24 protein-coding genes and 1 riboswitch are annotated in these 22,017 nt (G+C 38.5%); of the genes, 4 read left to right on the top strand and 20 right to left on the bottom strand.

The genetic code is table 11. The features are described from left to right. Positions 1-60: 60 nt before the first annotated feature. From MUB24_RS02700 to MUB24_RS02690, 3 genes are all read right to left on the bottom strand, one after another. The gene (locus MUB24_RS02700; protein WP_244700894.1) at positions 61-909 is read right to left on the bottom strand and encodes a sugar phosphate isomerase/epimerase family protein; all 849 of its coding nucleotides are present in this window, start codon (positions 907-909) and stop codon (positions 61-63) included. 126 nt (positions 910-1,035) lie between these two features. Continuing rightward, the gene (locus tag MUB24_RS02695) at positions 1,036-1,803 is read right to left on the bottom strand and encodes a sugar phosphate isomerase/epimerase family protein (protein ID WP_244700891.1); all 768 of its coding nucleotides are present in this window, start codon (positions 1,801-1,803) and stop codon (positions 1,036-1,038) included. A gap of 131 nt (positions 1,804-1,934) precedes the next feature. Then, positions 1,935-2,897, bottom strand: a complete 963-nt coding sequence (locus tag MUB24_RS02690) for an ROK family protein (RefSeq protein WP_244700888.1) — start codon at positions 2,895-2,897, stop codon at positions 1,935-1,937. 648 nt (positions 2,898-3,545) lie between these two features. Between MUB24_RS02690 and MUB24_RS02685 the strand changes: the two genes are divergently transcribed. Together MUB24_RS02685 and MUB24_RS02680 are read left to right on the top strand one after the other, a co-directional pair. Further along, positions 3,546-3,911, top strand: a complete 366-nt coding sequence (locus MUB24_RS02685; protein ID WP_244700886.1) for a hypothetical protein — start codon at positions 3,546-3,548, stop codon at positions 3,909-3,911. Next, on the top strand, positions 3,911-4,222 hold the full coding sequence (locus tag MUB24_RS02680) for a type II toxin-antitoxin system RelE family toxin (RefSeq protein ID WP_244700884.1): 312 nt from the start codon (positions 3,911-3,913) through the stop codon (positions 4,220-4,222). The genes MUB24_RS02685 and MUB24_RS02680 overlap by 1 nt, the downstream gene beginning before the upstream one ends. A gap of 240 nt (positions 4,223-4,462) precedes the next feature. Here MUB24_RS02680 and MUB24_RS23595 read toward each other — a convergent pair whose 3' ends face one another. The 3 genes from MUB24_RS23595 to MUB24_RS02665 form a co-directional block, all read right to left on the bottom strand. Next, on the bottom strand, positions 4,463-4,771 hold the full coding sequence (locus tag MUB24_RS23595) for a hypothetical protein (RefSeq protein ID WP_396426690.1): 309 nt from the start codon (positions 4,769-4,771) through the stop codon (positions 4,463-4,465). A gap of 470 nt (positions 4,772-5,241) precedes the next feature. Continuing rightward, on the bottom strand, positions 5,242-5,850 hold the full coding sequence (locus MUB24_RS02670; protein WP_313898418.1) for a nucleotidyltransferase domain-containing protein: 609 nt from the start codon (positions 5,848-5,850) through the stop codon (positions 5,242-5,244). Positions 5,851-6,412: 562 nt separating this feature from the next. After that, positions 6,413-6,568, bottom strand: coding sequence for a hypothetical protein (locus tag MUB24_RS02665; RefSeq protein WP_244700880.1), 156 nt, complete (start codon positions 6,566-6,568; stop codon positions 6,413-6,415). Between the two features lie 664 nt (positions 6,569-7,232). On the opposite strand from MUB24_RS02665, the gene MUB24_RS02660 reads away from it, so the two are divergent. Next, positions 7,233-7,505 (top strand): YqhV family protein, encoded by a 273-nt coding sequence (locus MUB24_RS02660; RefSeq protein ID WP_244700878.1) that lies wholly within the window; start codon positions 7,233-7,235, stop codon positions 7,503-7,505. A gap of 140 nt (positions 7,506-7,645) precedes the next feature. Here the strand turns inward: MUB24_RS02660 and MUB24_RS23590 are convergent, their stop codons facing one another. The 6 genes from MUB24_RS23590 to MUB24_RS02635 all read right to left on the bottom strand — a co-directional run bounded on the left by MUB24_RS23590 (position 7,646) and on the right by MUB24_RS02635 (position 12,165). Next, the gene (locus MUB24_RS23590) at positions 7,646-7,819 is read right to left on the bottom strand and encodes a hypothetical protein (protein ID WP_396426691.1); all 174 of its coding nucleotides are present in this window, start codon (positions 7,817-7,819) and stop codon (positions 7,646-7,648) included. Continuing rightward, entirely contained in the window at positions 7,819-8,160 is a 342-nt protein-coding gene (locus tag MUB24_RS02655; RefSeq protein WP_244700876.1) for a hypothetical protein, read from the bottom strand. Before MUB24_RS02655 ends, MUB24_RS23590 begins: the two co-directional genes overlap by 1 nt. A 164-nt stretch (positions 8,161-8,324) precedes the next feature. Next, complete coding sequence (locus MUB24_RS02650; protein ID WP_062104479.1) at positions 8,325-8,549, bottom strand: helix-turn-helix domain-containing protein; 225 nt, start codon at positions 8,547-8,549, stop codon at positions 8,325-8,327. Between the two features lie 407 nt (positions 8,550-8,956). After that, positions 8,957-9,724, bottom strand: a complete 768-nt coding sequence (gene sdhB / locus MUB24_RS02645; protein ID WP_244700873.1) for a succinate dehydrogenase iron-sulfur subunit — start codon at positions 9,722-9,724, stop codon at positions 8,957-8,959. Between the two features lie 3 nt (positions 9,725-9,727). Beyond that, positions 9,728-11,488 (bottom strand): succinate dehydrogenase flavoprotein subunit, encoded by a 1,761-nt coding sequence (gene sdhA, locus MUB24_RS02640; RefSeq protein WP_244700870.1) that lies wholly within the window; start codon positions 11,486-11,488, stop codon positions 9,728-9,730. Between the two features lie 44 nt (positions 11,489-11,532). Next, the gene (locus tag MUB24_RS02635) at positions 11,533-12,165 is read right to left on the bottom strand and encodes a succinate dehydrogenase cytochrome b558 subunit (protein WP_244700867.1); all 633 of its coding nucleotides are present in this window, start codon (positions 12,163-12,165) and stop codon (positions 11,533-11,535) included. Positions 12,166-12,401: 236 nt separating this feature from the next. Here MUB24_RS02635 and MUB24_RS02630 point away from each other — a divergent pair, with 236 nt between their 5' ends. Then, positions 12,402-12,860, top strand: a complete 459-nt coding sequence (locus MUB24_RS02630; protein ID WP_244700863.1) for a YslB family protein — start codon at positions 12,402-12,404, stop codon at positions 12,858-12,860. A gap of 59 nt (positions 12,861-12,919) precedes the next feature. On the opposite strand, the gene MUB24_RS02625 is transcribed toward MUB24_RS02630, so the two are convergent. The 8 genes from MUB24_RS02625 to MUB24_RS02590 all read right to left on the bottom strand — a co-directional run bounded on the left by MUB24_RS02625 (position 12,920) and on the right by MUB24_RS02590 (position 21,889). Further along, positions 12,920-14,155, bottom strand: coding sequence for an aspartate kinase (locus MUB24_RS02625; protein ID WP_244700862.1), 1,236 nt, complete (start codon positions 14,153-14,155; stop codon positions 12,920-12,922). 134 nt (positions 14,156-14,289) lie between these two features. Continuing rightward, positions 14,290-14,476: riboswitch (Lysine riboswitch) on the bottom strand. A gap of 27 nt (positions 14,477-14,503) precedes the next feature. Further along, entirely contained in the window at positions 14,504-16,297 is a 1,794-nt protein-coding gene (uvrC, locus tag MUB24_RS02620; RefSeq protein WP_280516844.1) for an excinuclease ABC subunit UvrC, read from the bottom strand. A gap of 47 nt (positions 16,298-16,344) precedes the next feature. Beyond that, entirely contained in the window at positions 16,345-16,659 is a 315-nt protein-coding gene (gene trxA, locus MUB24_RS02615) for a thioredoxin (protein ID WP_244700856.1), read from the bottom strand. 77 nt (positions 16,660-16,736) lie between these two features. After that, a complete protein-coding gene (locus MUB24_RS02610) occupies positions 16,737-17,717 on the bottom strand; it encodes an electron transfer flavoprotein subunit alpha/FixB family protein (RefSeq protein ID WP_244700853.1) in 981 nt (326 codons plus the stop codon). 30 nt (positions 17,718-17,747) lie between these two features. After that, on the bottom strand, positions 17,748-18,512 hold the full coding sequence (locus MUB24_RS02605) for an electron transfer flavoprotein subunit beta/FixA family protein (RefSeq protein WP_244700849.1): 765 nt from the start codon (positions 18,510-18,512) through the stop codon (positions 17,748-17,750). 136 nt (positions 18,513-18,648) lie between these two features. Beyond that, the gene (locus MUB24_RS02600; RefSeq protein WP_244700846.1) at positions 18,649-19,233 is read right to left on the bottom strand and encodes a fatty acid metabolism transcriptional regulator FadR; all 585 of its coding nucleotides are present in this window, start codon (positions 19,231-19,233) and stop codon (positions 18,649-18,651) included. A 297-nt stretch (positions 19,234-19,530) separates the two neighbouring features. Continuing rightward, on the bottom strand, positions 19,531-21,231 hold the full coding sequence (locus tag MUB24_RS02595; protein WP_244700844.1) for a long-chain-fatty-acid--CoA ligase: 1,701 nt from the start codon (positions 21,229-21,231) through the stop codon (positions 19,531-19,533). Between the two features lie 247 nt (positions 21,232-21,478). Next, entirely contained in the window at positions 21,479-21,889 is a 411-nt protein-coding gene (locus MUB24_RS02590; protein ID WP_244700841.1) for a DUF350 domain-containing protein, read from the bottom strand. Between the last annotated feature and the right edge of the window lie 128 nt (positions 21,890-22,017).

The following is a 22,017-nucleotide window of genomic DNA, read 5'->3' as shown; positions in this document are numbered from 1 at the left end:
TTTTATACTTTCCTATCCCGCAAGAAAGGCACATGACTAAGCATGTACCTTTTTTCCAAATTAGAAAATCTTTGCTTTCGTAAATACTTTTTTAAATGCTTCCCCTGATTTTGCGGCCAATGCTTCAGCATTTTGTCCGGGAGGATCAATGGTCAAAATCTCCTGAGCGACGACACCTTGATAATGAATTTCTGCCAGTGCCTGTAGAAAAGCCGTTAAATCAATGACACCCTCTCCTGGATAAAGCCGATCATTATCCAATGCCTCTTCTACTGGAACATCCTTCGCATCATTAAGATGGACATATGTAATTTGGGCAGGATCTAGGGCCAACAGTTCCTCAATAGTCCCACTTGTTGTGTACCAATGGTAGCTATCCAGCAATAGGCCAACATTGGGTTCCCCGATGACCTCAATCCAATCAAGTGTTTCTTGCATTGTCCAGACAAATGGATGCTTCCAAGCCGATCTTAAATGGTGGGGGCCAACAAATTCGAGTCCTAGGTTTACTCCGAATTCTTTTAAAATTTGTGCGCATAGTCGGAGACGTTTCGTTGCTTGTACCATATAATGTGCCGGTTTTTGGTCGGTTGCGGGCAATACATATGTACAGCAACTTGTACAGCCAAAATCTGCTGCTATCTTTGCATCTTTCAATAGCGTCGGTAATCCCTCTTGGAATTGCTGATCCGTCCCCCTCCATTCGACCGGTAATCCAATTGAACCAATGATCATTTGGTGGTCTTTTAAAAAGGATTTCGCTTCTGCCAATCCTATTGATTCAGCCCAATCTCGCAGCTCTTTCCCAGAAGTATCAATCGCTCCAAAACCGTTTTTTGCAGCTAATTGTATCAATTGTTCTATATTTTCTACGTTTCCAAGTCCTGCTCTACTTAAACCTTTTATCATCCAAAACCCTCCATTTGTGTATCAATCTATTATTTTACCTTTCGACACGTTCCATTAATATCCTTTCTTTTTCAGTAAAAAAAACTGACAAAACCTAAACTCTTTGTCAGTTTTCATAAAAATTGTCTATTTGTTAAGATATGGAAGTTTACCTTTCAAGTATTGAATACTAATCTCGATACTTTCATAAGGAGTTTTCCGAGATTGGTCCTGTTCCACAACCCACCATTCTACTCCTGCTTCTTCTCCTAGAGCAAGAACAGCATCAAGATCAACGCCGCCAGTTCCTAACTCCGCAAAGAACTGTTCTTCATCTACAGTCATATCTTTCAAATGCACTAAAGGTGTGCGTCCTTTATAACGTTTAATCCAATCAACAGGCTTCTCTCCAGCTCTCGTTAGCCAATAAATGTCCAGCTCTGTGTGAAGATTCTCAGGTTGAACATCATCAAAAATAGTTTCCAGAGCTGTTCGACCATCGGAAAGCTTTTCCAATTCAAAATCATGGTTATGATAGCACAGAGTTAACCCCTCTTTTCTACAGGTTTCTCCCGCTTCATTAAAAAATGTTAGAAGTGATTGATAGGTTTCTTCGTTTCTTTCATCTGGCATGAGGAAAGGGCATACAATATAGCTACTTCCTAAGACCTTTTGTTCTTCAATCACCTTTGCTAAATCATTTTGCAAATCGGCTAGTGGTACATGACTTGATGCTGCCTTCAAACCTAATTCATCTAAAAGCTTGCGCACTTCCTGAACAGGTAGTCCCCCATAGCCAGCAAATTCAACTCCATCGTAACCAAGTGAGGCTACTTTTTTTAGAGCTCCGGCAAAATCTTGCGCACTTTCTTCTCGTAAAGTAAACATTTGTAATGCAACAGGTATTTTTTTCATAATATCCTCCTTATTATTTGAATTGAAACGTTTCGATCATTATTATTCTAGTGAATTTCCACTTACTATTCAAGCAAAATATAAAAACGATGCGAGAATTTTTATTTCTATTTTCCAAATAGCCCCAATCCTTATTTATATAGCTTTTCACGAGCTAATAAAGCTGCTCCAATTAATCCTGCAGAATCCCCAAGTTCCCCAGTTGCAATAAGCGGCATTTTTTCATTATTATAATGTCCCACGAAGATCTCGTTTATCGGATCTGTTATAAAATGACCAGCCGCTGCTACTCCTCCCCCGATAATAATCACTTCCGGATTTAATAAGAAAGTTGCTGTTAACAACTTATATCCTAGAACGGTCGCTACCTCTTTGAAAACTTCAATCGCCACTTTATCACCTGTTACACTCGCTTCAAAAACATCCTTCGAACTAATTTCGCCGGAAAGATCATGTAAAATAGTCTTTTTTCCCGATTGAACAGCTTCCTTCGCCAGTCTACTAATTCCACTTGCCGATGCAATCGTTTCTAAGCAACCGATTTTTCCACAGTTGCATAGAGTTTCGTTTCCTTGTACAGGATCATGTCCAATTTCTCCTGCAAAATAATCGGATCCAGGAATCATTTTTCCATCAATCATAATGCCGGCTGCCATTCCCGTACCTAACGTAACACAGATCACATTTTTTAAGCCAGCACCTGCGCCCGCTTCAGCCTCACCTCTGGTATAGGTGCGCACATCATTATCAATAAAGGTAGGAAGATTTAGCCTTCTTTTCATTTCTTCTGCAAACGGAACATTTCGGTAACCTAAATTAACGGCATTGATGGCGACACCAAATTCAGGATCAACTTTACCGGGGACACCAATGCCCACACAATCTACCTTATGGATAGAATCATGGTTAGCTATTATTTCTTGAATCTCCTGTGCAAGGACATCAAAAAATTCTTTCGGATTATCCGTCTTTTTTGGAAAATTAGGTTTCAATGTTGGAATACTTCTTTTTTCAAGCAATCCCAACCCCTGATCAAATAATCCTATAACCGTATTGGTCCCGCCAATATCTACTCCAACGAACCCCTTCTGCATCTCATCACTCCTTTAATCAATCAATTCTATTATACTATTATCTTCCAACAGAAAAAAAGAGGTGAACAACTTTATATAGTCATTCACACTCAGCTTATTTTTAATCATATTTGAAAATTCTCAAGGCCTTTCATTGAGCTTTGAAAGGTTAGGAAATCAGTAAGGGGACGGTTTGACCTTCCCTTTAAAACGCGCCTTTTTATTTTATCGATGATTTATTTCAATCCACGCACCTAGGTAAGGTGCGATGCGATTTTTGTTAAATTACACAGTGAGAACGCTATTTTTTACTAAAAAAACTAGTTTTTCTTTCAACATTAAAGTAATTTAGCTTAATTTACCAGTGAATTTGAAAAAACATGTAAAAAAAAGGTGCGAATCGACTAGGAAATCTATGTTTACTTCGCATTCGCACCAAATTTTTTCGAAATAATTAATAATCCCTTTTTGACTCTTTCCACGGATGAATCTTGTCCCTACTGGAAATGTTGGAAATTTACTCTGTTCGTTGGACGATAATCCAAACGTTTGGATTATGTCCCGTCGTATATCCGTACTATAATCCGTATTATTTTCTTTACTATTTTCTGCCAAAGCTGTATAATATCACTGTGCGTTACCATATACTACAAAGGAGATGAATGGAAAGTGAGTGGAGATCTTATGAAAAGACCTACTTTTAATAAAGAGCAAATTGTTTCTGCTACGGATGCTGCTAAGTATTTTGGTAAATACCGCAAGAAAGCCAAAGAAATCCCACAATTTATTTCTGATAATAATAAAATCGACTCTGTGTTAATCGATTATGGCCTATACGAAAAAATGTACATCCGATTGATGGAATTAGAAGAATATAAATGGGAACAAGAAATCTTCCGTCGTGTTCAAGATTCAAAAGAGAATCCGCAAAATAGCCGCAGCTTGCGTGAAGTATTGGGCGAAAAAGACTTTCAAGAGTTTCTTGCTATGGATGCCGATGACATTAACGATGAAGATTTATTCGATGATGCTTGATGGCTCGATTTGAATTGCAATTCAGGATAGAGGCGGAAAAGGAATTAAATCAATTAGACGGTTCCGTGAAAATCCTAGTCAAAAAAGCATTAAAGAAATTGACCGAGAGAGCGGACGAACTCGGTGAACCCTTACGCAATCAAGGTGACCGGAATTTAACTGGCTGTCGTAAGGTGAAGTTAAAAAAGGCCGGCATTCGAATTGTTTATCATATCATTGGCGATAGAATGGAAATTGTAGAAATCTTGGCGATCGGGAATAGAAGTGATTATGAAGTTTATGAAGATGCTCACAAACGATTGAATTGGTGAAGAGGGCAGCCGAAACGCTGCCTTTTTACATAGGTGCAATAAAGTTCCCATACATTTGATCAAAACCGGCACATGAAATTGCATTATATGAAAGGAGAAACGTTATGAAAACAATGTCTATTTGGGGTAATAACAGCGTAGCTGTCATTACTCCTTAAGGGTGGTATTTTCCACAAAACAGCAGCTAAATTTATTTCTATGAATAATTCAAGTAAATTATTCGTTGGAATGTTACACATTTCAATCCACGCACCTAAGCCTTCTGCGTCTGATATATTCTGATAAAGGTATTTCAAGTACAAATGAAAACATGCGTTGAAATTCATAAACAGAACATAAAGCGATTCTAGCAATCTGTTCATATTCAATTTTATTTTCTAAGTTATCTTCAATATAGTCAATAGCATTATTCATACGTTGAAGCCAATCCACGGCGAATCCTCCTTTCAAAAGGAGCATATCATGCGGGTAGATCAAGTAGCCTGATTTTTCATGCAGGAAAATATCAGATGACTGAAAAATTCTACTTTGTATTAATTCTTTAATCATTTGAATTATCCTGCCCGTTAGCTTAATAAAGAGAGCAGGCCTCTATAGTTATTTAAGAAAACGGGCGTTATTCCGAAGTAATGATAAAGGTCCAAATAACAATTCTTATCAAATTACCATATATAGTAAAGACCAAAAAAGAATAAATTAAACCAGACTAAATGACTAAAGTCATCCTCAGGCTGAAGTCCTGCTCAAAGTCCGAAAGCTAAAGCATACTCGAAATTAGACTAAACTCATTCATCAATCTTAAAATTTTCGTCATGATCCTCTTTGAATTGTTTTTCTATATAATTTCTTATTATCTCTTCCGTAACGGAAAACCAGTTTCTCCTGTTTTATACGATTCATCAGCTCGCTACAGACACGCGTTGTTTTTTCCCACATTTGGAGAAACTGGCATCTACTTCTTTACCAACGCCCAGAATTGCTTTAGTTAAGATCTACGATAAGCAGTTAAGTTATATAATCTAAATAAATTCGATCCAAGCATGTCCTCCTGGAAATTGCCTGTTTAAAGCAGATTTCAACCATGCTTTTTCTTGTGGTAGAAGTGACGGAAGCATTGTTTGGAAATCATTAAAATCCTTTTCTCGTACTTGTGATCCACCTGCTTTATGAAGGAGTTGGATTTCAGGTCTCAAATAAGGTATGCCTTCGTCAGTTTTCAAAAAAATATCATCAATTGGCCTTCTAACGTATTTATCCTTCTTATAAATCCAAGACTTTTCTTCGGTATCAATTATCATAATTTGAAAAGCCCAAGGCGTCTCGCTACTCTTGCTAACCCATATGTCATTTATCGAGTTCAAATACTCTCCATCTTCCCAAAGATCAAGCTTACCATCCTCAGCCTTGTATAACATCCAATCGCGATTTAAATACTGATAAGCGGTTAATTGCTCATCACGAGTAATAATAACATCTATATCACTGTGTTCCCTTGTTTGCTTACATAGGTGCAAATCTAAGGCCCAACCTCCAGCGATACACCACCGAAGCGGAATATCAGAAAACACTTCATTTATTTCCGAAACAGTTAGTGGCATCCAATTATTTATATCCGTCCTCAAATCCATCCCTCCCATTTTAATTATTCTAGTTTTAAGTTTCTTAATCCTTCTCTATTTTCCCCTTTAGCTAATTTAAGAGGTCCTGCCGACAAAACGCGGATATCAACGTTTCCTCGTTTTGTTGGTAGGACACCTTTTATAATCATTTTCCACCCGAGCTTCTCAACAATGTGTGGTTACCTATATTCTACCAAAGAATAAGGTGTTTTTTGATAACTTTTACAACTCAAAGCCAAGTGCGGTAAGGAGTTAGGCGTGTTTCCTTTACTCCGAAACTTGAGTAATCTATTTACTTTATTCCCGCCTTTCCCCGATCCACCACCATCTCTTCAAATTCATAGTTGTTTTATTTAAATAAAGTTGATTGATTATCATTTTACAATAAATGCGCCCTTATGAAAGTCCTCATTTGGAATGTTTTGAGATTTAAGTAATAAGTCATGTTCAATTACATAGAGCAACGTACACCAGGACTGAATGTAGGAAAAGCGAACATCAAAGGGCTGTCCAGAAAGGTTGTAACAAAAGTCTTCTGGACAGCCCTTAACACGATTCATTCTTTTCAAACTCAACTGGGTCCAACTTCATCATAAGATAAATGGGTAACCTTTGTATATTCCTCTTTCTCCAATTCATTCTTTGTAGCATTTTCTTCTAATTCTTCTTGATCATCCATACCTGGTGCTATCGCAGGTTCGTTCTTTTTTTGTTTTTTCTTAGACATGCTTTCACACTCCTTATGAAGTTAGCATTTCCTAGGGGAACAACACTATGCATTTCAAAAGAGGATTTTTATATTAATTCTTGCTTTTTCTGCAAATAGTGATAAAGGATTAGACCTGAAATAGCACAAATCAATGCACAAAGACCAACAAAAAGAAAGCCTGACTGTAATCCTCGAATGAGGTCAATTTCTGCTCCTTTCAACTGCGCAAACCAAATCTTTTCCAGTATCTTGATCTCGCAAACTCGATGATTCACGATTCAATTCACAGTACCTCTTTGAAAAATGTAGACTTGAGTCAATGTGAGTTCACTTTTATCCGTGCGGATGAAAACGACATTCGTGAGCCATTATCTCACCAGCACAAGCCGTTGATTTTATCAAAGTGTCCGGTTAAAAGGTAAGGGATGAATAATAGGATCAAAGCGCAACGTCTTGTTAGCCTGTTCCTAACCTAATCGCTATTCAAATCTGCATAATCGTTTCATCCCTGCTGTGCCTTAAACATGTAGAAAATAATAGGTACCCATACTTATCACAAGATTTTTTATATTAGAATACAGGTAGAAAAAACAAATTGCCCAAAAAAAATAATGAAGTCTTGTCCTTAACTTCTTTATGCTTGCATATAATTGTGGAAAGTATAAAAAATCGGGAGGCCAAAATGTTTGTATTTTTAGAAAAAACAATTATAGCGATGGCATTATTACGGGTATTATCCGGGAGTATTGATATTCTCGCAGCCTATTTTATGGTCCGATTTAATAATATTGAAAAAGCCCTTATTCTCAACAGCTCTCTTGCCCTTGTAGGACCGATTGTTTTTATCCTTGCATCCACAATTGGATTAGTGGGGATTGCGGATAAAATATCTTTAGCGAAGTTTGTTTGGATTTTTATTGGATTTGGTTGTATTTTATATGGAATAAAAAGCTAGATTTGACTAGGCTCAAATCCATTAAAGACGCTAGTGAGGAAAAAACTATTTCTCCTCGAGCGTCTCCTTAAATACAACTGGAAGAAAAAAGGAGATTATCTGTTTCCCACCAAACGCAATGCTCCTACCCACAATTTGATTCAGGATTTCCTCCACTCAAAGCGAGTACCATAATCTTCCAGTCTATTATTGCCGCTGTAACTAAAAATACAAACATTGATCAAAAACAACGGCTTTCCAGAAAGTATTTTACGCCCATTCGAAATAATAAAAGCCACTACTCCCACACCTCCATTGAAAACACCTTGGCGCATTAGCATACCAATACCGGTTCCAAGAAAAACGGAACCAATAATTTTAAATCATAAAATATATTTCTATTTAAAATGTCAATGGTTATTTCAACAAAACGGATAGAAAGAGGAGTGATGGCAATTCCAACCACAGTCCATAAAGCCGTTTTTTTCCAAGATATTTGATATATAGCTACGGTTAACATTGAAAAGTTGACAATACAAAGGGCCAGTCCCACATGGATTTGAAAGAGAATCCCGCCGGCGCCTCCAAAGGGATAGAATGGGGAATAAAATAAACCCATTCCTTGCAATATTCCTCCAGACAGAACTTGTCCATTTTTCACCCAAAAAGATTTCATTCACTTCATCCTTGCTTTACTAGACCTGAATAATTTTCTCTTTATATTATTCAAGCATCTCGAAAATCATGATAAAGTGAATGAACTGTTTCTTTTCATCCGTTCACAATAACTTATTTTTAACCATGCAGAAACCGGCTCCAAAACGGATAGCCGGTTCTACTTTATAGCTTTAATTCCCCCATGCGCAAAAGTTCCACGACCGCCTGTGATCGCCCCTTCACTCCCAACTTTTGCATGGCGTTGGATATATGATTCCGAACTGTTTTTTCACTTATAAATAATTCTTGTGCAATTTCTTTTGTTGTCTTATCTTGGACGAGCAGTTCGAAAACTTCTCTTTCTCTTTTTGTTAGTAATGGTTTATGTGTGAACTCATTCTCCTTCAACTATTGTAACCCTCCTTGCCTTCGCCAGCTTTGAACCGTGGGGTGGGTATTTTTTGATTGTCACCTTATCATATGTGAATGAAATAAACGGAGTGACACCCAAAAGGCAAGAAACAGCTAAATAGGCGAAAATCAGGCGCCCCAACTATGTGAGAACACCTTGCCTTAATCGATAACTCTTTTGGAGATGCTCCGAGACCACCATTTCTACCCAAATAGACAGTTCTTCAGACTATGATTTTCTTTTCCCCGTTTTCCAGGCAAAACCATGGCTTTCCCAACCGGGTATAAAGATCTTTCATTCCTTCCATATAATGCAAATAAACGAGGGATGTTCCTTTTGATTAGACTAATGATGTAATATTTTTTCATGAAAAAATCAGCAGCCTCTGAGACTGCTGATTTTTTTAATCAACCATATGATCGCTTCCGAAGAAGTTTTTAAACATTTGAATATTGGTTGCACGGTTCATAGCGGCAATAGATGTCGTGAGCGGGATGCCTTTTGGACAAACTTGCACACAGTTTTGCGAGTTTCCACAATCCGCAATGCCGCCCTCATCCATTAATGTTTCTAACCGTTCATCCTTATTCATGGCACCAGTTGGGTGAGCATTATAAAGACGAACGAGTGATAAAAAGGCAGGTCCAATAAAGTTAGATTTGCTATTTACATTTGGGCAGGCTTCAAGACAAACACCGCATGTCATACATTTCGAAAGTTCATACGCCCATTGGCGTTTTCTTTCAGGCATGCGTGGTCCTGGACCTAAATCATAAGTTCCGTCAATTGGAATCCATGCTTTGATCCTTTTAAGGGAATCAAACATTCTACTTCTGTCGACAATCAAATCTCGAACAACTGGGAAAGTTGCCATCGGAGCAAGGCGAATCGGTTGTTGCAATTTATCAATCAAAGCTGTACAAGATTGTTGTGGCTTGCCGTTGATCACCATAGAACAAGCCCCGCATACCTCTTCCAGACAATTCATATCCCAAGCAACAGGGGTTGTTTTCTTCCCTTCAGCATTAACTGGATTTCTGCGAATTTCCATTAATGCCGAAATCACGTTCATATTAGGACGGTAATCTAAAACAAACTTTTCTTCATAAGGTTGCGAATCAGCAGTTTGCTGACGTGTGATAATGAATGTTACTTTTTTCTGTTCACTCATTCCTTATTTCCCCTCTTTCTTTTTAGCATAATTCCGTTCACGAGGTTTAATAAGTGAAACATCTACATCTTCATAACTAAATTCAGGGGAATTCGTGCTAGCATTGTAATTTGCTTTTGTTGTCTTTAACCATTCTTCATCATTACGATCAGGGAAATCTGGTTTATAATGAGCTCCCCTACTCTCGTTCCGATTCAATGCACCAATGGTGATTACACGTGCTAGTTGTAACATATTCCACAATTGTCTTGTAAACATTGCACCCTGATTGCTCCAACTAGATGTATCATTAATGTTGATGTTTTTCCATCTGTCCATTAATTCAAGAATTTTATCATCTGTCTGCTTTAATTTATCGTTATAACGGACAACTGTCACATTGTCTGTCATCCATTCACCTAGTTCTTTATGGAGGACATAAGCATTTTCATCGCCATCCATGGACATAATGTCAGCCCATTTTTCTTGCTCTTTCTTTGTCGCAGAATCGAACAAGGACGATGATAAAGAATCGGAGGTCTTTTCCAATCCATCGACATATTTAACTGCTTCAGGACCTGCGACCATTCCACCGTATATAGCAGACAATAAAGAGTTCGCTCCTAGTCTGTTTGCACCATGTTGTGAATAATCACATTCCCCAGCCGCAAACAAACCTTCAATATTCGTATGTTGCTCATAATCAACCCAAAGTCCACCCATTGAATAGTGAACGGCCGGGAATATTTTCATTGGTACTTTACGTGGGTCTTCCCCAGTAAATTTCTCATAAATTTCAATGATTCCACCAAGTTTGACATCGAGTTCATGAGGATCTTTATGTGAAAGATCAAGATAGACCATATTTTCACCGTTAAGACCTAGTTTCATATCTACGCATACATGGAAAATTTCCCGTGTCGCAATATCACGAGGAACTAGGTTTCCATATGCAGGATATTTTTCTTCTAAGAAATACCATGGTTTTCCATCTTTATACGTCCAAATTCTTCCACCTTCACCACGAGCAGATTCACTCATTAAACGTAACTTATCATCTCCAGGGATGGCAGTTGGATGTATTTGAATAAATTCTCCATTTGCATAAGTTGCACCTTGTTGATAAACAACAGAAGCAGCAGATCCTGTATTGATCACAGAATTTGTGGATTTTCCAAAAATGATTCCAGGGCCTCCCGTTGCTAAAAGAACGGCATCCGCTGGAAACGACTGTATTTCCATTGTTGTCATATTTTGTGCTACAATTCCTCGACAAGCCCCCGCATCATCTTGAATAATACCGAGAAAATCCCAACCCTCATATTTATTCACAAGTCCAGCAACTTCCTGTCGACGAACTTGCTCGTCCAATGCATATAAAAGCTGTTGACCAGTCGTCGCTCCTGCATAGGCAGTACGGTGATGTTGAGTTCCGCCAAATCTACGAAAATCTAATAATCCTTCAGGTGTACGATTAAACATCACACCCATCCGATCTAAAAGATTAATGATTCCTGGTGCTGCATCACACATCGCTTTAACCGGCGGCTGGTTAGCCAAGAAGTCACCACCATATACTGTATCATCAAAATGTATCCAAGGCGAATCCCCTTCACCTTTTGTATTCACAGCTCCATTAATTCCACCTTGAGCACAGACGGAATGCGAACGTTTCACAGGAACAAGTGAAAATAAATCCACTTGCTTACCTGCTTCAGCTATTTTTATAGTTGCCATTAAGCCGGCTAAGCCTCCACCGACGACGATGATTTTACCGTTATTCATCGTTGTGACTCACTCCTTTTTTACCCATTGTTCATTGCCCTCCATTAACCAACAAAAAAGTCTGGAAAGACAAAGGCTAATGCTGCCCGTACACCAATAATGGAGAGCACTACAAAAAGTACACCCATTACCCATGAAGAGATTCTTTGAGATGTAGGTGATTGAGTAATTCCCCATCTAACGAGGAAAGACCATAAACCATTTGATAGATGGAATGTAGCTGAAAGAATTCCAAGAATGTACAAAATCAAGACAAGTGGATTGGATAAGATATCCTCCATCATTTGAAAATTCACTTCAGCGTTTCCTAAAGCAGCTTGAATTCGTGTTTGATAAACATGCCATGCAATGAAAGCTAATAAAATAATTCCTGTTATCCTTTGAATCGTAAACATCCAATTCCGAAACCAACCTAGTCTAATCGGATTGTTCTTTGCAACAAAAGCAATATAAATCCCAAGAATTCCGTGAAAAAGCAACGGTATGTATATGACAATAAATTCTAGGAAAATTAGGAAAGGTAAGCCTTCAACAAATCCTGCTGCCTTATTAAATGCTTCTTCACCACTAGTAGCAAAGTGATTGATCACAAGATGCTGCACTAGAAATACACCTACTGGGATGACCCCCAATAAAGAATGCAACCTGCGCCAATAAAATTCATTTTTTCCCGCCACAATTTACCCCCCTTAATCATTAGAGTCCGCACTGGAGATTAATAAAAGTAAATCCCGACAGCACAAATTAATTCTTACATTTTGTGGACATATTCATTTTACTCTTCCCTTCATAAAGCGTCAAGATAACGGTTTCCCCCCTTATGAAGAAAGAAGCTTTTCTTTTTCCTATTAATCTTTTTCAAAAACTCTTTTTTGTACTATAATAGGGAGGTAGAAAAGAGGGAGATAGAACCGTGAAACCTTCATCCGTACAAACATTTCAACAGGACTCTAAAAGTGAACAATTTGTTCCCATATTCGCTTATGAATTGCTGCGTGATATTTTAATTCCTGAAATGCTTGGGAATGATACCGGTGAAATATCATACTGGGTTGGGAAGCATTTAGCTCGAACGTTCCCATTGCTCTCAAATGAAGAAATCTATTCATTCTTTAAAGAAGCTGCATGGGGGGAGTTGCAAGTAGTCGAACAAAATAAAAAAGAGATGAAATTGGAGCTAACAGGTAACATTGTGGAAAGACGTCTACAAATGCAAGGGGAGCCTTCTTTCCGTCTCGAAGCTGGTTTTATCGCAGAACAAATTCAAGCACAAAAAAGTATGGTCACAGAAGCTTATGAAGAAATTGTAAAAAGGAAAAAGAAGGTACTTTTTATTGTTCGTTGGGATTTAAAAGATCCTGTTCAAAATTGAATTAACCTTCTATCAAAAGGTTTTCCACCCATTATTCAACGAGTGGAAAACCTCTTTTCTTACTTTACAGCTTCTGCGACAATGGCACCTAACTTATATTCCTCATGCAATGCTTGAGCAGCTCGCTCCATTTGCTCTTCATTAACGACAACAGAAATTTTAATTTCTGAGGTACTAACCATTTTTACCTGAATTTGATTGCTGGCTAGGGTTTGGAACATTTGTGCAGCCACACCAGGATTGGACACCATGCCAGAGCCAACAATAGATACCTTCGCTAAATTAACCTCATGTTCTAAACCTTCATAACCAATTTTTTGTTTGTGTTCCTCAAGAACTTCCATCGCATTCTCCAAATCTTTTGTTTTAATTGAAAAGGATAGGTTGGTTTTGTCGGTATCAGTTTGACTTTGAATAATAATATCGACATCAATTTGATGGTCAGCCAATACAGTAAAAATAGACGACAATCCATTTAACTGATTATTTAATCCTAAAATGGTCAACCTAGTCATCCCTTTTTCGAATGCTACACCTCTTACAATCAAATTCTTTTCCATAGATACTTCCTCCTCAATCACTGTTCCTTCTTCATCCTCAACACTGGATCTAACCTCAAGAGCCACTCCATAGTTTTTAGCAAATTCTACAGCGCGCGGGTGCAAGACGCCTGCTCCAAGATTAGCCAATTCTAGCATTTCATCATAAGAAATGGAAGGGAGTTTCCGAGCTGTTGGGACAAACCGTGGGTCAGATGTAAAAACACCCGTTACATCTGTACAAATGAAACAGCGCTCAGCTCCTAAAATGGCGGCTATCGCAACAGCAGTTGTGTCAGATCCCCCCCTGCCTAGTGTGGTAATCTCCCCTTCTTCGGTGACACCTTGAAATCCGGCGGCAACGACCACCTTTCCTTCATCAAGCTTTTGTTTAAGTACAGTCGTTTTTACATCTAATATTCTGGCATTTGAATGAATATTTTCTGTCACAATTCCCGCCTGCCAACCAGTAAGAGAAATGGCATCTACTCCTTTATCGGCTAAAGCCATTGATAAAAGTGATATGGACATCTGCTCCCCTGTCGTAAGAAGCATATCCATTTCCCTTTTAGCAGGATTAGCATTAATCTGACCTGCAAGCTCTACCAATTGATCGGTTGTTTTTCCCATCGCGGAAACAACGGCAACTACCTTTTTTCCTTGTTGTTTAATTCGTACAATCCGCTCAGCCGCGTTTTTAATTTTCTCTGTTGTACTTAATGAAGAGCCACCAAATTTAATAACAATCGTTTCCATTATCCTGCCTTCTTTCTTCCATAATCCACTCTGATTGAAATAATAAGAAATAATCGTTCATCTTTTTACCATATAAAAAAGCAATGAGTCACCCCTCATTGCTTGTGAATTCTTCTTATAAAACTTCAGATCACAGTAGGGATAGCTCTCCAAAATGGGCGTGTACCATTTTGACAATCCTACATTTCTTAAACGCAGGACCAGCAGAAAAAAGTTAGGGCCTTTTTCCACTTCGGCAAATCTCCCCTTTCAGAACCCTTCACGGAAGCCCATACCTTCTCCAAGTTCTTACTCTTAAAGACTTGCACCTCTATCTTTTTTGAAATTTTCTATAGTATAGCATCTATATTATTTCTTTTCAACCTGCTTTTGCAAATGTTCTTTTAAAATTTGAGCGGTTTTAACGGGTAAGCCAATGTTGGTAAAATCTTCTACAGTTGCTTCTTTCATTTTTTTAAGTGAACTAAAATGACGACGCAATATTTTCTTTCTTGCAGGGCCAATTCCTTCAATTTCATCTAATACTGATTGAAAGGCAGACTTTCCTCTTAATTGGCGATGGAATGTAATCGCAAATCGATGGACCTCATCTTGAATTCTTTGTAATAGATAAAATTCTTGTGAATTCCTTCCGAGTGGAATGATTTCTAATGGGCTTCCATAAAGAAGTTGAGACGTTCTATGTTTATCATCTTTCGCTAAACCGGCTATCGGGATATCCAGATTCAATTCATCTTCCAGTATTTCTCTTGCCGCTTCAATCTGTCCTTTTCCCCCATCGATTACAATTAAATCCGGCAAGGGCAGGCCCTCGCGAAGGACTCTTGTATATCTCCTTCTGACAACTTCTCGCATCGATTCGTAATCATCCGGTCCTTTGACCGTTTTAATTTTATATTTCCGGTATTCCTTTTTATCTGGTTTTCCATTAATAAAGACAACCAGAGCAGAAACAGGGTCAGCTCCTTGTAAATTAGAATTATCGAAAGCTTCTATTCGGTATGGCGTATAGATCCCCATTGCTTCTCCTAATTTTTCGATCGCGAGGACGGTACGTTCTTCATCTTTTTCAATAAGGGAAAACTTTTCATTTAATGCCATATGAGCATTTTTCGTTGCAAGCTGAACGAGATCTTTTTTTTGCCCTTTCTTAGGCTGCAATACCTTCACTCCTAAAAGCTGTTCCGCTAATTGTGGATCGGCATTTTCAGGAATCAGGATTTCTTTTGGCTTGAAATGATTGGGCTGAGAATAGAACTGCCCCAAAAACGTAAGAAACTCCTCCTCCGCTTCTCCATAAACTGGAAAAGTGGACACATCCCGTTCAATTAATTTTCCTTGTCGAATAAAGAATACTTGAATACACATCCAGCCTTTATCAAGGACATAGCCAAACACATCCCTATTAACGAAATCCGCAGACATCATGGTTTGTTTTTCCATTGTCGCTTCTATGCTGGAAATTTGATCGCGATATTCTTTTGCCCGCTCAAATTCAAGCTTTTCGGCCGCCTCTTCCATCTTTTTCTGTAAATCTGCTTTGATCTCTTTATAGCCGCCATTTAAAAATTTCGTAATTTCATTTGTCATCTTTTTATAGGTTTCTTGGGAAACTTCATTCACACAGGGAGCCAGGCATTGTCCAAGATGATAATAAAGACAAACCCGATCAGGTAAAGTTTGACATTTACGAAGAGGGTATAGGCGATCAAGCAGTTTTTTGGTTTCATTAGCTGCCAAGGCATTCGGATAAGGGCCAAAATATTTTCCTTTATCTTTTTTTACTTTACGAGTAATTATGAGACGAGGATGCCGCTCATTTGTTAATTTGATATAAGGATAACTTTTATCATCCTTCAGCATAATATTGTATTTGGGATCATGCTTTTTAATTAGATTCATTTCTAAAATCAAGGCCTCAATATTAGAAGAAGTAATAATATATTCAAAATCCCTAATTTCATTGACAAGACGCTGTGTCTTCGTATCATGGGAGCCCGTAAAATAGGAGCGCACTCGATTTTTTAAGACTTTTGCTTTTCCTATATAGATGATTGTTCCTTGGCGATCTTTCATTAAGTAGCAACCAGGCTGGTCTGGAAGAATCTCCAACTTATTTTTGATATTGTCCAGCACCACCATCCCTCCAATCTTGAAACTAAAAATCCGGACTCAAGGCCCGGATTGATCTAAATATGTTTATTTAAAAATTCTTCTAAAGCCTCTTTTGGCTGGAAGCCAACGGTTTTATCTACTTCTTCTCCATCTTTAAAGACAATTAAAGTGGGGATACTCATGACACCGTATTTACCAGCAGTTTCCTGGTTATCATCCACATTTAGTTTGACAATTTTTGCTTTCCCGTTAAGCTCTGCATCCATTTCTTCCAATACTGGAGCAATCATTTTACATGGGCCACACCATGGAGCCCAAAAATCAACCAATACAACGCCTTCGCTAATTTCGGAGGCGAAGTTTTGATCTGTTGCATGTGAAATAGCCATTCAATACACCCTCCTAATATACATTCAAAACTTATCGTCAGTATATCATTTGAAAGATGTTGTTGCGAATAATTTGCTTACGTTGAAGCCATCTTCATTTTTCGTAATTCCTCTGTAAGCAGAGGAACGACCTCGAATAGATCCCCGACAATGCCATAGTCGGCCACCTGGAATATATTGGCTTCCGGATCTTTATTGATCGCGACAATTACTTTAGAATTGGACATTCCGGCTAAATGCTGGATCGCTCCCGAGATTCCGCAAGCGATGTATAAATCGGGGGTGACAACCTTTCCGGTTTGACCAATCTGTAAGGAATAGTCACAATAATCAGCATCACAAGCACCGCGTGAAGCACCAACTGCACCACCAAGAACATCCGCCAACTCTTGTAAGGGCTTAAATCCATCCGCACTCTTTACACCACGGCCGCCAGCTACAACAACTTTTGCTTCCGATAAATCAACCCCAACACTTGCCTTTCTAATGACTTCTTTAATTGTCATTCGAAGATCCTTCACTTCCACCTCTATCGAACTGATCTCACCCGTGCGTGTATCGTCCCTTTTTAATGGCTCAATATTATTGGGCCGAATGGTAATAAAGATAAAATCATCGATAATCTTTTTCTTTTCAAAAGCTTTTCCTGAATAGATAGGTCGAACGAAAATAGGTTGGTTATCGCTGAATTCGATGGCCGTAACATCTGAAATCAATCCTGCACCCAATCGATTCGCAATTTTAGGGGATAGATCCTTTCCTAAAGCTGTGTGCCCCATCACCAATGCATCTGGTTTTTCTTTTTCTAACGCCGCAAGCAGGCATTGAGAATAGCCGTCTGAAGTATAATGTTTTAATTGATCATTTTCTATGGTGATCACCCGGTCTGCGCCATAGGAAATGAGCTCTTGTGTATAGGATTGTACAGCTTCCCCTATTAGTACAGCTACAATTTCGCCGTCGTCTGCTACTTGTTTTCCTGCCGCAATCGCTTCAAAGGAAACATTTCGGAGTAACCCTTCCCGCCATTCGGCTAATACAAAAACTTTTTTGCCCAATTTGACTCCCTCCCGATTTCACATTTAGAGCTAAAGCACCTTATTTAGTAAGCTTCCAAGTTCCTTTACCTGATCTTCAAGTTCTCCTTGTAATATCCTCCCTGCTTGCTTTTTGGGAGGGAGGAATACTTCAACTGTTCTTGTTTTCACCTCTACATCCTCTTCCTCCAAATCCAAATCATCTAATTCAAGCTCATCCAATGGCTTCTTTTTCGCCTTCATAATCCCGGGTAAGGAAGGATAGCGTGGATCATTTAATCCTTGTTGCGCAGTGACAAGCAAAGGAAGCTTTGTTTCTATGATTTCGGAATCCCCTTCCACATCCTTTGTTAGTGTTGTATTCTCGCCATCTATCGTTAATTTCGTAATCGTTGTGACATAGGGAATATCCAATATATCGGCTACACGGGGTCCGATTTGCCCCGATCCTCCATCAATCGCCACATTCCCTGCCAAAATAAGATCTACTTCCTTGTCTTTTAAGTATTCGCCAATGATTTTGGCGATGGAAAAAGCATCCGTCTCTTCCAATTCGTCTTCAATATTAATAAGGGTGGCACGATCTGCTCCCATCGCTAGAGCGGTTCTTAATTGTTTTTCTGCCTCATCCTCCCCTACTGTAATCACATTCACTTCCCCACCATGCTCATCCCGCACACGAATCGCTTCTTCAATGGCATACTCATCATAGGGATTAATGATAAATTCTGCATCCTCTTCCACGATTTGTCCTTGGGAAATGCTAATCCTTTCTTCCGTATCAAATGTTCTTTTCATTAAGACAAAAATATTCATGGGTAGTTCCGCCTCCTTTAAAATAAAACTCTTATTTTATTATTCTTTCAAACTCCGCGGGCGATTCATGGTGACCATATCCCTACTTGATCTTCTTGTGTTAAAGTTTCATGCAGGCTCTCCTTCCTTCCATTTCCTAATCCTGGCAACACCCATTTAGTAATAACTGATGAACTTGGGGAGCGAGTGCGATGAGGTCATATTTTTGCTCATTCATCACCCATGATGTGACGGTTTCATCGATCGTCCCAAAAATCATTTGCCTTACAAGCCGGACATTAAGTTGGTTAGAAAATTCCTTTCGTTCTTGCCCATGGCAAATAATATGATCAATTAATTGTAAATAGTCTTTTAAAATTTCATTGATTTTTTTTCGTAACTCTTTATTAGACTGCCTTAATTCTAATTGTGTGACAATCGCTAAATGACGATCATTGGATAAAATTTTAAAATGATTTTCTATCATAACCAATAACTTTTCAGAGGCTGTTTCTTTCATCTGAATCGCCTCCGTCATTTTTTCAACGAAAAGACCCATTTTTTCACGGAAAACAGAAATTAAAATATCCTCTTTATTTTTAAAATAAAGATAAATTGTCCCATCCGCTACACCAGCCTGTTTTGCAATCTTAGAAACTTGAGATTGGTGGTAACCATTTTCTGCAATCACAATGACAGCCGCATCTATAATTTGTTTATATTTTGGTTTATTTCTCTTCAACAACTTTCACCTTTTCCTGAAATAAGTGAATGATTATTCATTCATACCCTTATCATAATAAGCAAATCTTTTTCTGTCAAATGATAAGAAAAGCGCAAGCGCCCGTTTAGCGACGTACAAACTTTTTAGGGGCCTGACGAGATAAAGGAAACACGATGAACCCGAAGGGTGAATCGATGTTGACTTATCGTAGGAAGGCACCGAAAGTTTGCTAGTCGCTGGGCGCTGGAGCTAGATCCAGCATCAGCCTATATTTATGTTTTCTTACCTGTTTAAAAAGAAAAGAGCCTTGTAGGCTCAGATACTTTTCTCCTCTTGCGGTTGTATCTTTTTCCTCTCTTCTTCAATTAAAGTACGACGCAGAATTTTTCCCACAGCGGTTTTTGGCAATTCTTTACGAAATTCATATACTTTAGGTACTTTATATGCAGCCACAAATTTTCTTGCATATTCATCTAATTCCTTTTCCGTCACACTAGAACCTTGCTTTAATACCACATAAGCTTTGACAGTCTCTCCTCTATATGGATCGGGAATACCAGCCACTACTACTTCTTGTATCGCAGGATGTTCATATAACACTTCTTCAATTTCCCTTGGATAAATATTGTACCCTCCTGCTATAATCATATCTTTTTTCCGATCGACTACAAAAAAATACCCATCTTTATTCATATACCCCATATCCCCTGTCATCAGCCACCCGTCTTTCAATGTTTCCGCTGTATCTTCAGGACGGTTCCAGTAACCTTTCATGACTTGCGGTCCCTTCACAGCAATTTCGCCTATTTGTCCAATGGGCGCTTCTTCTCCTGTTTCAGCCGAAACAATCATAGCATCTGTATCAGGCCATGGTACACCAATGCTTCCTTTTACATATTCCTGCCCCCATATAAAATTAGCATGAGTTACAGGGGATGACTCCGTTAAACCATAACCTTCTACCAATTTTCCTCCTGTAATCTCTTCAAATTTTTGCTGAACTTCTACAGGAAGAGGTGCAGATCCGCTTATACATGCTTCAATCGAGGAGAGATTATATTTATTACGATCCGGATGATTTAATAATCCTATATAGATCGTTGGCGCTCCGGGAAAAATGGTTGGTTTCTCCTTGTGAATCGTTTTCAAGGTGGTCTTAGCATCGAATTTGGGTAATAAGACCATTTTATAACCCTGCATAATTGATAAAATCAACACAGTTGTCATGCCATAAACATGAAAAAAGGGCAGGACACCCAGTATAATTTCCTCTCCTGGTTTTGCTTTATACATCCATGCATGACAAGCAGTCGCATTGGCAATTAAATTTTTATGGGTGAGCATGACACCTTTTGGATAGCCTGTTGTCCCACCTGTATATTGTAAAAGGGCTAGATCATTCTCATAATCAAAATCAAGTGCTATTGGTGCTAATGAACCTATTTCCATAATCCGTTTGAAAAGATGGATGTTTCCTTCGTGATTCAATTGGATCACAATGCCAGTATCTCTTTTTTGTATAAATGGGTAAATAAGGTTTTTAGGGAATGGTAGATAGTCTTTGACAGCGGTTACAACGATTTGCTCAAGCTTTGTCTGTTTGATCACCTTAGAGATCCGTGGGTATAAAATATCAAGTGCAATGATGATCTTAGCGCTGGAGTCCTTCATTTGATACTCAAGTTCTCGTTCGGTATAAAGCGGATTCGTTTGTACAACAACAGCTCCTGCAAAAAGGCTAGCATAGTAGCTGATCACATATTGAGGGCAATTCGGTAACATAAGCGCAATTCGGTCACCTTTTTTTATGCCCAAGCCTTGTAAGTAATTAGCCATTTTAAGAACGCTCTCATATAATTCCTGATAAGTCAATTCCTTTCCCATAAAATGAATCGCTATTTTATCAGGGAAATTTTTGGCTGTATCGGCCAAATAAGACTGCACCGTTCTTGGTTCATAGTCCAACTTTGTCGGAATAGACTCAGGATACATCTTCAGCCAAGGTTTACTCTCCATACAACCCCTCCTTATTGTAAACGCATTACCCTTCCTTCAGTATATTATATTGTAACAAAACCTACAAATGATTATGTTTTGGGTATTAATGATTTCTCAATATAAAAAAGAGTGCCTCAAAGTGGAAAAACAACTTTGAAGCACTCTTTACTATATCTTTATAAGATAGATAACGCCAAGTATGAAGAAGATCGCGCCTACCACTAACAGCACTTTAGCCAATTTCTCCACTTCATTTTTCCCACCCTTATTGAATGTTTGCGCCGATGATGTACGAAAGACCAATCGATATTATCATGGAAATAAATCCAACTGCCCGATTATCATTTTCAATTTCTTGATCAATATTGAATTTTGGTGTTAAAAATTCAAAGATAAAATAACCTGTCAACAACAGGAAAAAACCAAAAACTCCCCAACCAATCATCACAAATAATGTATCATGATGAAGAATGGAATGTCTAAAAACATTGGCAATCCCGAAGATTTTCCCTCCCGTTGCCATTGCAACGGAAATATTTCCATTTTTGATTTCTTCCCAGTTTTTATATTTCGTCACCAGTTCAAATATAAACAGGAAGACAACCATGCAAAGAACAGAGACTGTATAATAACCTGCTGTTTGTACAACCGAATTTTCCCAAAATGAAGTCGCCATCAATCCTTCCCCTCTCTTATAAAAGCACTAGCTCTGCCTTTCTGCCTTAAGGTTTAGAATAAGGATGAACAGCTAAGTTCGCGCCGTCCTGGCGCAACGCTGTTCTGACCAACATCCTGTTGGCCTAA

Origin of the sequence: Lederbergia sp. NSJ-179 (assembly GCF_022867885.1) — a bacterium.
In the GTDB taxonomy this organism is placed as follows: domain Bacteria; phylum Bacillota; class Bacilli; order Bacillales; family Bacillaceae_C; genus Lederbergia.
Note: the sequence above shows the minus strand (reverse complement) of the source record. Positions and strands in the feature narration are given on the sequence as shown.